Annotated in this window: 12 protein-coding genes; 6 read left to right on the forward strand and 6 right to left on the reverse strand. The window is 60.7% G+C overall.

Going from position 1 to position 12,550, the window contains the following annotated elements:
- Both H4I99_RS06300 and H4I99_RS06305 read left to right on the forward strand, forming a co-directional pair.
- On the forward strand, window positions 1-2,073 hold the full coding sequence (locus H4I99_RS06300; protein ID WP_163900168.1) for a hypothetical protein: 2,073 nt from the start codon (window positions 1-3) through the stop codon (window positions 2,071-2,073).
- A 108-nt stretch (window positions 2,074-2,181) separates the two neighbouring features.
- Window positions 2,182-2,601 (forward strand): GNAT family N-acetyltransferase, encoded by a 420-nt coding sequence (locus tag H4I99_RS06305; protein WP_163900170.1) that lies wholly within the window; start codon window positions 2,182-2,184, stop codon window positions 2,599-2,601.
- On the opposite strand, the gene H4I99_RS06310 is transcribed toward H4I99_RS06305, so the two are convergent.
- Window positions 2,585-3,148 (reverse strand): GNAT family N-acetyltransferase, encoded by a 564-nt coding sequence (locus H4I99_RS06310; RefSeq protein ID WP_163900171.1) that lies wholly within the window; start codon window positions 3,146-3,148, stop codon window positions 2,585-2,587. The two genes, H4I99_RS06305 and H4I99_RS06310, sit on opposite strands and share 17 nt — an antisense overlap.
- 259 nt (window positions 3,149-3,407) lie before the next feature.
- Between H4I99_RS06310 and H4I99_RS06315 the strand changes: the two genes are divergently transcribed.
- Window positions 3,408-4,388: a glutathione S-transferase family protein gene (locus tag H4I99_RS06315; protein ID WP_163900173.1), complete on the forward strand. Its 981-nt coding sequence runs from the start codon at window positions 3,408-3,410 to the stop codon at window positions 4,386-4,388.
- Window positions 4,389-4,397: 9 nt separating this feature from the next.
- Here the strand turns inward: H4I99_RS06315 and H4I99_RS06320 are convergent, their stop codons facing one another.
- Complete coding sequence (locus tag H4I99_RS06320) at window positions 4,398-4,889, reverse strand: NUDIX domain-containing protein (RefSeq protein ID WP_163900175.1); 492 nt, start codon at window positions 4,887-4,889, stop codon at window positions 4,398-4,400.
- Window positions 4,890-4,930: 41 nt separating this feature from the next.
- Between H4I99_RS06320 and H4I99_RS06325 the strand changes: the two genes are divergently transcribed.
- Window positions 4,931-5,839, forward strand: coding sequence for a metallophosphoesterase family protein (locus H4I99_RS06325; protein WP_163900177.1), 909 nt, complete (start codon window positions 4,931-4,933; stop codon window positions 5,837-5,839).
- Between the two features lie 57 nt (window positions 5,840-5,896).
- On the opposite strand, the gene H4I99_RS06330 is transcribed toward H4I99_RS06325, so the two are convergent.
- The 4 genes from H4I99_RS06330 to H4I99_RS06345 all read right to left on the reverse strand — a co-directional run bounded on the left by H4I99_RS06330 (window position 5,897) and on the right by H4I99_RS06345 (window position 10,796).
- Window positions 5,897-6,565 carry a CerR family C-terminal domain-containing protein gene (locus H4I99_RS06330; RefSeq protein ID WP_163900179.1) on the reverse strand — a complete coding sequence of 223 codons (669 nt, stop codon included), beginning with the start codon at window positions 6,563-6,565 and terminating at the stop codon, window positions 5,897-5,899.
- Between the two features lie 162 nt (window positions 6,566-6,727).
- A complete protein-coding gene (locus H4I99_RS06335; RefSeq protein ID WP_163900181.1) occupies window positions 6,728-7,510 on the reverse strand; it encodes an alpha/beta fold hydrolase in 783 nt (260 codons plus the stop codon).
- Window positions 7,511-7,513: 3 nt separating this feature from the next.
- Entirely contained in the window at window positions 7,514-9,238 is a 1,725-nt protein-coding gene (gene leuA, locus H4I99_RS06340; RefSeq protein ID WP_163900182.1) for a 2-isopropylmalate synthase, read from the reverse strand.
- A 373-nt stretch (window positions 9,239-9,611) separates the two neighbouring features.
- Entirely contained in the window at window positions 9,612-10,796 is a 1,185-nt protein-coding gene (locus H4I99_RS06345; protein ID WP_163900184.1) for a benzoate/H(+) symporter BenE family transporter, read from the reverse strand.
- Between the two features lie 370 nt (window positions 10,797-11,166).
- On the opposite strand from H4I99_RS06345, the gene H4I99_RS24675 reads away from it, so the two are divergent.
- Together H4I99_RS24675 and H4I99_RS06350 are read left to right on the forward strand one after the other, a co-directional pair.
- On the forward strand, window positions 11,167-11,298 hold the full coding sequence (locus H4I99_RS24675) for a hypothetical protein (RefSeq protein WP_257791081.1): 132 nt from the start codon (window positions 11,167-11,169) through the stop codon (window positions 11,296-11,298).
- Window positions 11,299-11,426: 128 nt separating this feature from the next.
- Window positions 11,427-12,527 carry a carboxynorspermidine decarboxylase gene (locus H4I99_RS06350; RefSeq protein ID WP_163900186.1) on the forward strand — a complete coding sequence of 367 codons (1,101 nt, stop codon included), beginning with the start codon at window positions 11,427-11,429 and terminating at the stop codon, window positions 12,525-12,527.
- Window positions 12,528-12,550: the final 23 nt, after the last annotated feature.

Genomic DNA, 12,550 nt, shown 5'->3' on the forward strand with positions numbered 1-12,550 from the left:
ATGACGATCGAATTCGCCCCCTTCATTCCTTGGTCCGTTCTGGTAATCCTCGCAGTGCTGATCGCGCTGCTGCTGGGGGTTGGCCTCCTGAAACGGGTGCGCGGCACGGTCCTCCGCTTCGTCGCCTCCGCCGCCGTGCTTGCCGCTCTCGCCAATCCGCTGCTGTTGCAGGAAGAGCGCGAGCCGCTGAGCACCATCGTCCCCGTCATCGTCGACCGCAGCCAGAGCCAGGAAGCGCCCGGACGCACGGCCATGACCGACGAGGCGTTGAAGGCATTGACCGATCGCCTGTCTCGCTTTGCCCGCATCGAGCCGCGTATCATCGAGGTGAAGAACCCGCCAACCAACGATTCTCCCTCAACAAGGCTTTTCGAGGCGCTGGCGTCTTCCATCACGGACGTTCCGCCGACCCGCGTCGGCGGCGCGATCATGCTGACAGACGGTCAGGTGCACGACATTCCGGCAATCGGCCAGTCCCTCGGCTTCGAGGCCCCCCTGCATGCGCTGATAACCGGCAAAGCGGATGAATTCGACCGCCGAATCGAAGTCCGTCAGGCCCCGCGCTTCGGCATTGTCAACGACCCGCAGGAGCTAACCTTCCGCGTTTTCGACGATGGCAAGAAGACGGATGCGCCGGCGGAAGTCACAGTACTGATGAACGGCGAGGAGATCGCAAGGCTCAATGCTGTTCCGGGCGTTGATACGCCGCTTTCCTTCAAGGTGCCCCGCGGCGGCACCAATGTGCTTGAGTTCGATGTCGCCGGTGCGCCGGGCGAAGTCACCGACATCAACAACAAGGCCATCCACCTGATCGAAGGCATTCGCGAAAACCTGCGGGTGCTTCTGGTATCAGGTTCGCCCCATGCCGGCGAACGCGCCTGGCGCAACCTGTTGAAGTCGGACGCCTCCGTCGATCTGGTGCACTTCACCATTCTTCGCCCGCCGGAGAAGCAGGACGGCACGCCAATCAACGAATTGTCGCTGATCGCCTTCCCGACCCGCGAACTGTTCGTCGAGAAGATCAACGATTTCGACCTGATCATTTTCGACCGTTATCAGGACCGGAAAAACGTCCTGCCGATCCTCTACTACGACTACATCGCCGAATATGTGAAGCGCGGCGGCGCTCTGCTGATCGCGGCCGGCCCGGAACTGGCAAGCGAGGATTCGATTGCACTGACGCCGCTCTCCTCCGTCATTCCCGCCACCCCCACCGGCGAGATGCACGAGGCGGCCTTCTATCCGCGCCTTTCCAAGGAAGGCGAACGCCACCCGGTCACCCGTGGCCTCGATGGCTCCGCAAGCGAACCGCCGGCCTGGGGTCGCTGGTTCCGCAGCGTCGATGTGGCCAATCCCGATGGGGAAACCGTCATGACGGCGGATGGCGGTCGTCCGCTGCTGGTGCTCAACCGCTCCGGCGAAGGCCGCGTCGCCATGCTGCTGTCGGATCAGGGCTGGCTCTGGGCGCGCGGCTTCGAAGGCGGCGGCCCGCATGTTTCGCTCTACCGGCGCATCGCCCACTGGCTGATGAAGGAACCGGAACTGGAAGAAGAAGCGCTGAAGGCGCGCGCCATAGGCCGCACGCTGGAAGTGACGCGCCAGACCATCGGCGACAAGCCGGGTCCAGCCACCATCCGCACACCCTCGGGCAAGACCGAAACGCTCGACCTGACGGAAACCATTCCCGGACTCTATCGCGGCGAACGGCGGATGGACGAAATCGGCCTGTTCACCGTCAGCAACGGCGATTTCTCGACGCTGGTGCATGTAGGTGCGGTCGATGCGCAGGAATTCAAGGCCATGGTTTCCACCACCGAGGCGCTGGCGCCCGTTGCTGCCGCCGCCAAGGGCATGGTCGCGCGCCTCGATAATGGCAATGGTGGCATCCGCGTGCCGGACATTGTTCCGGTCAGCAGCGAGGTCCGGGTGACCGATAACCGGCGCATGTTGATCCGCCTCACGGATGAAACCGTGCTCAAGGGCGTAAACACCCTGCCCCTGTTTGCCGGCTTTGCGGGCCTTGCCGTCCTGCTCTTCGCAGTCTCCGCCATGTGGTGGCGCGAAGGACGATAGTCCTTCCGCCGTTTTCGGATCACTTTAGAGACCCGCTGCTCTTGTCATCCTGCATGCCGCCGTCGCAAAACGGTGAGCAAGACTGCACGACATGACCCGGGATTAGCCATGCCTTTGGAACTGGAAGTATTCGACAGTGCCGCAGACGAGGATCGCGCCACCATCCGCAAGGGAATTCTCGACTACAATGAGGGAATGCTCGGCCCGACGGACCGGAAAAACATATTCATCCCGTTGAAGGATGGCGAGGGCAAGATCGAAGGCGGCCTGATCGGCTATACGGGGCGCGGCTGGCTTTATACCGAAATGCTGTTCGTACCCGAGCATATGCGCGGTCAGGGCCTTGCCGGAAAGCTGCTGGAGCGGGCGGAAATAGAAGCAAGGGAGCGCAACTGCGTCGGCGCCTATATCGACACCATCAATCCGGAAGCCTGCCGCGTTTATCAGCGGCAGGGCTACGAGATCTGTGGCAGGATCGAGAATTTCAGCGGCGAATACGCCATCACCTGGCTCAGGAAGCGATTTTGAGAGCTTCCGTCTCGGTTTCAGCTTCGGACGCCGGCTCTTTCCACTGGCATTCCCGCCAGGCGATCACACCCTTCAGGCGCTCATGCACGCCTTCCGCCATCGGCACCACCAGAACCCGCGCGGGATCGACCGGACCCGGAAAATCAAGCGCCTTCCACGCCACCTTCTCGAAGCCGAGCGGCATGTAGTACGGCGGATCACCGACGAGAATGACCGCCTCGGAACCCTTCCGCCGGGCAGCCTCGATGGCGATACGGACCAGTTCGCGCCCGATGCCCTTGCTCTTGTGCGAGGGCCGCACGGCAAGAGGTCCGAGCAGATGGCCTTTAACGTCGCCAGCTATCACCGGCGTCATCCGAACCGATGCGATGGTCTCGCCGTCGTCGGCGCAAATGAAGGAAAGCGACCGGTCGTGCGGTCCCTGCTCCCGAATGCGGGCGGCAGCGCGGGTGAACCGGCCGGGACCGAATGCTTCTTCGTTGATGAGTTCGATTACGGCGTCGTGCGACGCATCCTCAGTGAGGTAGACGAGGTCGTGATTTTTCATGAAATGACCGAAACCAGCAGAGCAGACGTAGATATGGGTTCTCGTTAACGCCTAGGGGCGTTCGGGAAGCATCAGCGTCGTCGCAGGGTCCGTGGTACGGTCATGGGGCCTTCATCCTTGAGGTGGAAATCCGGATAGCAGCATTTTTTCTCTCCGTCCAACGGAAAAACACACCGTTCATCCTTTCGCGTCTCGCAATCGCGGCGCCAAACCGTATTTTCAGCCCACGACACGGGAAGAAACTAGAAGGAGTTACCCGATGGGCATGCTGATCGAAGGTACCTGGCATGACGTCTGGTACGACACCAAGGCAACCGCTGGACATTTCCGTCGCGGCGATTCGACTTTTCGCAACTGGGTCACCGCAGACGGCAGTGCCGGCCCGACCGGACGCGCAGGCTTCAAGGCAGAGGCCGACCGCTATCATCTTTATGTCTCCTACGCCTGTCCCTGGGCGCACCGCACGCTGATCTTCCGCAAGCTCAAGGGCCTTGAGGACCTGATTTCCGTCTCGGTGGTGGATCCGCTGATGCTGGAAAACGGTTGGGAATTTCATGACCGCGACGGCGCAACCATCGACCACCTCTTCGGCTCGCGCGCGCTCTGGGAAATCTATGTGAAGGCCGATCCCGCCTATAGCGGTCGCGTCACCGTTCCTGTCCTCTGGGACAAGCAGACGGGCACTATCGTCTCGAACGAGTCCTCCGAGATCATCCGCATGTTCAACAGCGCCTTTAACGGCCTGACCGGCAACACGCTGGATTTTTACCCGGAGATACTGCGCGGCGAGATCGACGAACTCAACAAGCGCGTCTACGATACCCTCAACAACGGCGTCTACAAGTCGGGCTTCGCCACCACGCAAGCCGCCTATGAGAGCGCCGTCTATCCACTGTTCGAAACCCTCGACTGGCTGGAAGAGCGGCTGGCCAGACAGCGCTACCTGTTCGGCAACAGCCAGACGGAAGCCGACTGGCGGCTGTTCACCACCCTCGTCCGCTTCGACGCTGTTTATGTCGGTCACTTCAAATGCAATATCCGCAGGATCGAGGATTATCCGAGCCTGTCAGCCTACCTCCGCGATCTCTACCAGACGCCGGGCGTGGCGGAGACGGTCAACATGCGCCACATCAAGGACCACTATTACCGCAGCCACAAGACCATCAACCCGACAGGCGTCGTGCCGGTCGGCCCGGCTCTTGATTTCAATCGCCCGCATGCGCGAGAAAAGCTCGCCTGAGTTTTCCGGTCACCAGATATCGGCGGGGTTTACCTCGCCGTTGATCTCCGCCAGACGCCGCAAGGTCGCGGTGGTGGTATCGACCGGAAGATCATGGAGATCGAAGAAACCGGATTCGGCGATCTCGCGATCCGGCCGGCGTGGAGCAGTTTGCCTCACCTTCGCCCGGTAGAGCATGACGTGATCCCGCACGCTCGCCTTGCTGTTGTAGTAGACATGAAAGAGCTGCGGTGGCTCGGTCATCACCAGATTGCCCTCTTCACGCAATTCCTTTTCCAGCGCCTGCGGCACTGTTTCCCTGCGCTCCACCCCACCGCCCGGCATGTACCAGCCGGGCACATAGGTGTGGCGCACGAGGAAGATCCGGCCCTCTTCGTCGAAACAGGCCGCCCGGACACCCAGCGTCATGCCGCGCGAGATTGCGAAGTAACTGTGCAGAATACGCAACACGAACCGGGTAGTTGTCCCGGATACTTCTTCTGTTCCTTGCTGTTGCGTCATTGTCCTTGCCCGCAGGAAGTGCGCTCTTTAAGAGAAGCACCATGTTCAAGCTCGCGCATATATCCGACGTTCACCTTGGGCCATTGCCGAACCTGACGATCCGTGAACTCGCTTCCAAGCGCATTACCGGATATGTGAACTGGCACCGCAACCGGCGCAAGCACCTTTTTGCCAATGCGCTCGATCTTGTGATCGATGACCTGCGCCGACAGGAGCCCGATCATCTCGCCATCACCGGCGACCTCGTCAATCTCGCCTCGGGCATCGAGATCCGCCGCATAGCGGAATGGCTCCACGAGACCGGCGCACCGCTCGATACTTCCGTCGTTCCCGGCAATCACGATGCCTATGTGCCCGGCGCTCACGACAAGGCGGTGCAGGCCTGGTACGACTACATGCGCGGCGACGACGACCCGATGATCTGGCGCGAAGGCCACAAGCTCTTTCCCTATATCCGCCGGCGTGGGCCTGTGGCGCTTATCGGCTGTTCCACCTCCATCGCGACGCCGCCCTTTTCCGCCAGCGGCTTCTTCAGCGCCCGACAGGCGCGGGAAACCTCCGACCTGTTGAAGGCGGCCGGCGAGGAAGGCCTCTTTCGGGTAGTGATGATCCATCACCCGCCCATTCGCGGCGCCACCTCCTCCTACAAGCGGATGATCGGCATCCGGCGTTTCGCGGCCGCCATTTCCACGGGCGGCGCGGAACTCGTATTGCACGGCCACACCCATCTCAATACGCTCTACTGGCTCGACAACGGACAACAGCGCGTGCCGGTGGTGGGTATTGCGTCTGCCTCCCAAGGCCCGGGCGGTCATAAGCCCCCAGCAGGCTACAATCTTTTCACCATCAACGGAGAACCCGCCAACTGGCGCCTGCAGTGGGACCGCTACGGCCTTACAGAGAGCGGAACCGAACTACGCCGTGATCATCACCAGTTTCTGACTGGATAGGTCCCGGCCTGTTTGATGTGTGTTTGCACAGGCGCATCGCGCAAGCACGCGTCCGCTTCAGGTCTCGAACCCGTTCAGCTTGCGGTGATAGGCGACGATCGCCTTGAGGTTCTGCGAGATGATGACGTTTGCAGCCTGCGCCTGTTCCAGCCCGAAACCCGGCCAATCCATATGTTTGACGATGACCGGCTTGCACAACCGGAAGAACATCGATTGGCCGAACAATGAAAACACCGTCAGGGCAAGATCCTTGCCCTCGCCCGGTTGGCCGATGGCGATGGCGAGCAATTGCGAGAAACGTTCGTGCAGGGGTTCGGCCAGTTTGTCGTAAAGCAACGCGTCGAACGTCCCCGGCATCACCAGTTCCCGGGTCATGAAATTCGAGATCTGGTCAGCATCCGGCCGCGTCGAACCGATCAGCAGCAAGGTCGAGAACATGCGGTCCATCATGTCAAGCGCATCGTCTGGACTGAGATTGACCGGGAGCGGCTGCCATGCAGCCGGGCCGAGCGTCTCCTTCACCACCGCGATCACATATTCGATGCAGGCGATCCGAAGTCCTGGCTTGCTTCCGAAATGATAGGCTATGCTGCCAATATTGGCGGCCGCATGATCGGCGATCTGGCGTGTTGACACGGCATCGTAGCCGTAGTCGCCGAAAAGTTCGAGCGCTGCGAATACCAGGGATTCGCGCGTGGCAGCCGCGCCGGAAGCCTGCCTTGCCATCTACATCCTGCCTTAAAGCTGTCAGATCATCCGCCGACCTTGTTCGGACACATGATGACCTATGAAATCAATACGTTACTTCCCGCAATCGCTCAAGGCGCTCAATCGAGTTAGAACCTGTCGGTTAAGAGAAAATGCTCAGGTAGAATGTCAATAATCGGATCAGTCCGTGCGTTTAACTGTCTGAAGGATTTCTTCGGCCACGATATCAGGGCATTCATCGACCAGCATATGACCGCCCCCCGGAAGACGATGAACGGCGAGATTGCTGCCGGACACCGCGCTTTGATGCGGCGGCAGGATGCAATCCTCAAGGCCCCAGAGCAATGCCTTCGGCATCGGCAAAGCGAGGATATCGGCAAGCGGCAACTGACCTTGAGCCGTTCCAGCCTCGCCATGGACTGAGACGATTGCCGAAAAGACGGCGCTCAAGGCCTCCCGCGCACCTTTCCCACGGCGCGCATCGAGCGTGGTCTCAACCATGGTCTCGGGGATATCGAAGTTATAGCCGACCATGATCTCTAAGGCAGAGCGGAGCTCTTCAGCCGTATCGGCAAGACCGAAGCGCTTAAGGACCCGGTGATTGATTTCCGGTCCGAAGCCGCCGGGCGCGACCATGGTCAGGCTCGGCACCGCCTGCGGCTGGCGAAGGGCAATCAGCGCTGCGGCCGCTCCGCCGAGCGAATGGCCGGCAAGATGAAAGGCGCCGATGCCCCGTCTGTCGAGATCGGAGAAGATGGCTCTGGCCATGCGGCCCGCGCCACCGATGCCATCAGCATGCAGCGAACCCGCATGCCCCGGCAGATCGTAAGCGATCACCGGCAGGTCTGCCGGCAACCGGTCAATCACGTCACGCCAGACAAAGGCACCGCCGCCGAAACCATGCAGCAGCACCAGAGGCACTGCTGCATGAGGATCACCGGTAATGACGGCGTGAAGCGTCACGTGTCAGGCCTTCGCAGCCCGCTCTTCGAGCACCCGGTTGGCAGCCGAAACGATCGCTTCCAGCGAGGCCGTCACGATGTTGGTGTTGATGCCGGCACCGAACAACTTGCCGCCCGGATGCACCATCTCGACATAGGCGATGGCCGATGCGTTCGAACCATGCTGCAGCGAATGCTCCGAGTAATCGGCCACCGAGAGATCGATGCCCAGATAGGTCGACAGCGCATTGATGAAGCCGTCGATCGGACCGGTTCCCTGCCCCTCGATCCGCTTGAGTTCACCATTGTCGGTAATCTCGGCGGCAACGATGCGCCGGCCCTTCTGGGCAGTATCCGGGTAGGTGTGGTGATCGACGAACTTCAGGCGCGCGCCCGGCTGTTCGACATAACGCTGGATGAAGCGCTCGTGGATACGCTTCGACGGCAGCTCCACGCCTTCCTCGTCGGTGATCCGCTGGATGTCCTCGCGGAACTCGACCTGCAGGTTGCGCGGCAGGTTGATGCCGTAGTCCTGCTGCAGGATGTAGGCGATGCCGCCCTTGCCCGACTGCGAGTTGATGCGGATGATCGCCTCGTAGGTGCGGCCGACGTCCTGCGGATCGATCGGCAGGTAGGGCACTTCCCACACGCCGGTATTCGACTGCTTGATCGCCTTCATACCCTTGTTGATGGCATCCTGATGCGAACCCGAAAACGCGGTGTAGACCAGTTCGCCGACGTAAGGATGGCGCTCCGGAATGGTCATCTCATTGGAATATTCGTAAACGGCCTTGATCCGCTCGATATCCGAGCAGTCCAGTTCCGGATCGACACCCTGCGTGAACATGTTCAGGGCCAGCGTCACGACGTCGACATTACCGGTGCGCTCGCCATTACCGAACAGGGTGCCTTCCACGCGGTCAGCACCAGCCATCAGGCCGAGTTCGGTCGCGGCGATGCCGGTGCCGCGGTCGTTATGCGGATGCAGCGAGATCAGCACGTTCTCGCGGTTGTCGATGTTGCGGCTCATCCACTCGATCATGTCGGCATAGATGTTCGGCGTCGACATCTCGACGGTCGAGGGCAGGTTCAGGATCAGCTTGTTGTCAGGCGTCGGCTTGATGATCTCGATGACGGCGTTGGAGATTTCCAGCGCCACCTCCAGCTCGGTGCCGGTGAAGCTTTCAGGAGAATACTGGAAGCGATAGCCGCCACCGGCCTTCGCAGCCATGTCAGTAATCATCTTGGCGGCGTCGACGGCGATCTGCTTGATGCCACCCACGTCCTTGCCGAACACCACGCGGCGCTGCAACTCGCTGGTCGAATTATAAAAATGGATGATCGGACGCGTGGCGCCTTCCAGCGCCTCGAAGGTGCGGGTAATCAGCTCAGGCCGGCACTGCACCAGCACCTGCAACGACACGTCGTCAGGCACATTGCCCTGCTCAACGCACCAGCGGGCGAAGTCGAAATCGGTCTGAGAGGCCGAGGGGAAGCCAATCTCGATTTCCTTGAAGCCCATATCGAGCAACAGCTGGAACATGCGGGCCTTGCGGTCGTGGCCCATGGGATTGACCAGCGACTGGTTGCCGTCGCGCAAGTCTACGGAGCACCAGATCGGTGCCTTGGTAATCGTCTTCGAGGGCCAGGTGCGATCCGGAATGTTCACCTGCGGATAGGGCCGGTACTTGGCCGCTGCATCAGGCATGCCGTGTTTCACGATGGTGTGGGCTGCGCTCGCGTCGTTCATCTTCTTCCTCTTCCGCATCTGCCCGCCATCTCGATTTTGGGGCTGGTACAGACGCCTTGGCCATCACAGGCCGTTCATGGTCAAAACTGGGATTTTATCCGAGGAGCTGTGCCACGCGGCTAACCGGCCGCCGGGCGCTCCTCAAAGGACCCGGCAACCGCGGATAAGGCTAAGAAGAAGCGAGTTTAGGGCGAGAGTCGACGCACCGGCCGGAATGCGGCCTGCGTCGAATGAAGCGGTGATGTGTTCGCCCGAGATCTTCATGCGAGCCTTATAGCCACCCTTCGCCGCAGTTGGCAAGTACGTCATTCGTATGTTTGCCCATTGGTTCGCCCATGAGGTGGCCAAGTGTGACGCACCCGATATCCCCGCCTCAGCCCCGCCAGGCCTTGGCGACATTGAGCAGGCCGAGCATCAGCCCGCCCGCAACAAGCCCCCAGAAAGCGCCGGAAATGCCACCGAACGACACGCCGGAAGCCGTGATCAGGAAGGTGACCGCCGCCGCTTCGCGCGTTTCGGCGTCCTTGAAAGCGGCAAGGGCGGAGCCGGAAAACGCCCCGATCAGCGCAAGCCCGGCAACGGCCTGAATGAGGATGGGCGGAGCGAGCGAGACGAAAGCCGTCACGGCTCCGGCCAGAAGGCCGAGAATCACATAACCGACACCACCGATGATCGCCGCCCAATAGCGCTTCTTCGGGTCCGGATGAGCATCCTCGCCGGCGCACATGGCCGCCGTAATGGCTGCCAGATTGACGGCATGCCCGCCGAAAGGTGCCGACAGCAACGAGAAAAACCCCGTCGTCGCAAACAGCGGGCCGGGATTTGGATCGTAGTGATTGACCTTCAGCACCGCGATCCCCGGAATGTTCTGCGACGCCATGGTGACGATGAAGAGCGGCAGCGCAATCGAGATCAGCGATGGCATGGTGAAGGCAGGCGTCACCAGTTCCATCGGCGGCGCAAGCGATGCGGCCCAATTCGCCATGGCTCCCTCCGGCAGCTCCACCCCGAACATCATCACCAGAACGAAGGCGAGAAGTGCGGCAGGAACGGCATAGAGCCGCTTGAAGGCCGCAACCACCGCCCAGGCGCCAAGGATCGGCAGTCCGAGCAGCGGATCGAAGGCGATCGCCTTGAAGGGCGCGAAACAGAGACCGAGGATGACGCCCGACAGCATGGCATTGGCAAGCGGTGCCGGAATGGCGGCAACGGCCTTGCCCAAAGGCTTGAACAGGCCGGCGATGATGATCAGAACGGCGCAAACCAGAAACGCACCGACAGCAACCGGAAATCCCCCCTCCGGCACGCCTGCGGTCGCCAGCAGCGCAGCACCGGGCGTGGACCAAGCGATGGAAACCGGAAGCTTCGTCCAGACACTGAGCACAATGGCGCAAAGCCCCATCGAAACGGAAAGCGCCATCAGCCCCGAGGCGGCCTCGAAATCGGTCGCCCCGACCCCCTTCAGCCCCTGCAGCACCACGGCGAAAGAACTGGCGAAGCCGACGAAAGCGGTCAGGCAGCCCATGAAGAAACTTTGGGGGGAAAGGTCTTTCAGCATGACGGACTCGGGGTGCGGGATTTCGAAAGCTATCGAACAGCAAAATTCGCCCTGGCATGCAAGGCTGGTTTGTCGAAAAAGGTACGGCCACAAAGGGAAAACAGACACCGAGACACCCCTTCCGGCGACTTGCAGCGCAAAGCGGCATCCGTATCCGGCAACCTGACAGGCACACGGGTCGGCGAATGACATGTTGTATTCGCCGGAAGCGTCATGTATAGGCCGGCCAACAAGTTGCAGGTTTCATCTGCTGGTTGGAGAGGACGCCATGTCTAGCGACGCCCTCTTCCAATCGGGGATGGGCCCAGTCGGACTGGATGCCCCCCGAACGGAAGAACTCTTTACGACGCCCGTAAAAGGAGCGTTCCCGGTGGTATTTCGTCTCGTTTTCACGAGGACGAAGCGCATCGCGATAGCGCTTGTGCGCACGGCCCTGCGCCAGCGCGGCGGCCTGCAGAAGCGGCTCGTCCCGCGCCGGATGGCCTTTACCATCCCCTCCTGAACCATCCGAACCAGGTTTCAATCGACATCGGTTCATGCGCGCCTCGCCATGCCCCGATGCCTGTTTCACGTCGCCGTCACATGCCGATGGCAAATCAGCACCACCTTGAAAACGAGCAGGTTCCCAAGATGCAGCTACAGACCCCCTATTACCTGATCGACAAGTCGAAGCTCCTGCAGAACATGGAGAAGATCGCAAAACTGCGCGAACTCTCCGGCGCCAAGGCGCTGCTGGCGCTGAAATGCTTCGCCACATGGTCGGTCTTCGACCTGATGCGCGAATACATGGATGGCACGACGTCTTCCTCGCTGAACGAAGTCCGTCTCGGCCATGAGCGTTTCGGCAAGGAAACCCACGCCTATTCGGTGGCCTACGCCGACTACGAGATCGATGAAGTCGTGTCCCATGCCGACAAGATCATCTTCAACACCATTGGCCAGTTGCAGCGTTTCGAGAAGCAGTCGGCCGGCATCATCCGCGGGCTTCGCCTCAATCCCGGAGTCTCCTCCTCGAGCTTCGATCTCGCCGACCCTGCCCGCCCCTTCTCCCGACTCGGCGAATGGGACATGGCCAAGGTCGAGCCGGTCATGGACATGATCTCCGGCTTCATGATCCACAATAACTGCGAGAACGGCGATTTCGACCTGTTCGACCGCATGCTGACCGCGATCGAGGAGAAGTTCGGCCCGCTCCTGAAGAAAGCCGGCTGGGTCAGCCTCGGTGGCGGCATCCATTTCACCGGCGAAAACTATCCGCTGATAAAATTCGCCGAGCGTCTGAAGCGCTTCTCCGGCGAATTCGGCGTGCAGGTCTATCTCGAACCCGGCGAGGCCTCGATCACCCGGTCGACCACGCTGGAAGTGACCGTTCTCGACAAGCTTTACAACGGCAAGGACCTTGTCGTGGTGGATTCGTCCATCGAAGCGCACATGCTGGATCTCCTGATCTATCGTGAAAACGCGAAGGTTCATCCCAACCAGGGACCACATCGTTACATGGTCTGCGGCAAGTCCTGCCTGGCTGGCGACATCTTCGGCGAGTTCGATTTTCCGAACGAACTGAATGTCGGCGACCGGATCTCGATCCAGGACACCGCCGGATACACGATGGTCAAGAAAAACTGGTTTAACGGCGTGAAAATGCCGGCAATCGCCATCCGCGAACTGGATGGCAGCATCAGAACGGTCCGCGAGTTTTCCTACGCGGACTACGAACAAAGCCTCTCGTAAGGCTTCTGACGATTGGACATAAG

It is taken from the genome of Paenirhizobium daejeonense (assembly GCF_014280875.1).
Classification (GTDB): domain Bacteria; phylum Pseudomonadota; class Alphaproteobacteria; order Rhizobiales; family Rhizobiaceae; genus Allorhizobium; species Allorhizobium daejeonense.

Excerpts from the sequence above, each read along its gene's own strand:
- H4I99_RS06300 (WP_163900168.1), top strand. The coding sequence starts at position 1 with ATGACGATCGAATTCGCCCCCTTCATTCCTTGGTCCGTTCTGGTAATC.
- H4I99_RS06305 (WP_163900170.1), top strand. The coding sequence starts at position 2,182 with ATGCCTTTGGAACTGGAAGTATTCGACAGTGCCGCAGACGAGGATCGC.
- H4I99_RS06310 (WP_163900171.1), bottom strand. The coding sequence starts at position 3,148 with ATGAAAAATCACGACCTCGTCTACCTCACTGAGGATGCGTCGCACGAC.
- H4I99_RS06315 (WP_163900173.1), top strand. The coding sequence starts at position 3,408 with ATGGGCATGCTGATCGAAGGTACCTGGCATGACGTCTGGTACGACACC.
- H4I99_RS06320 (WP_163900175.1), bottom strand. The coding sequence starts at position 4,889 with ATGACGCAACAGCAAGGAACAGAAGAAGTATCCGGGACAACTACCCGG.
- H4I99_RS06325 (WP_163900177.1), top strand. The coding sequence starts at position 4,931 with ATGTTCAAGCTCGCGCATATATCCGACGTTCACCTTGGGCCATTGCCG.
- H4I99_RS06330 (WP_163900179.1), bottom strand. The coding sequence starts at position 6,565 with ATGGCAAGGCAGGCTTCCGGCGCGGCTGCCACGCGCGAATCCCTGGTA.
- leuA (WP_163900182.1), bottom strand. The coding sequence starts at position 9,238 with ATGAACGACGCGAGCGCAGCCCACACCATCGTGAAACACGGCATGCCT.
- H4I99_RS06345 (WP_163900184.1), bottom strand. The coding sequence starts at position 10,796 with ATGCTGAAAGACCTTTCCCCCCAAAGTTTCTTCATGGGCTGCCTGACC.
- H4I99_RS06350 (WP_163900186.1), top strand. The coding sequence starts at position 11,427 with ATGCAGCTACAGACCCCCTATTACCTGATCGACAAGTCGAAGCTCCTG.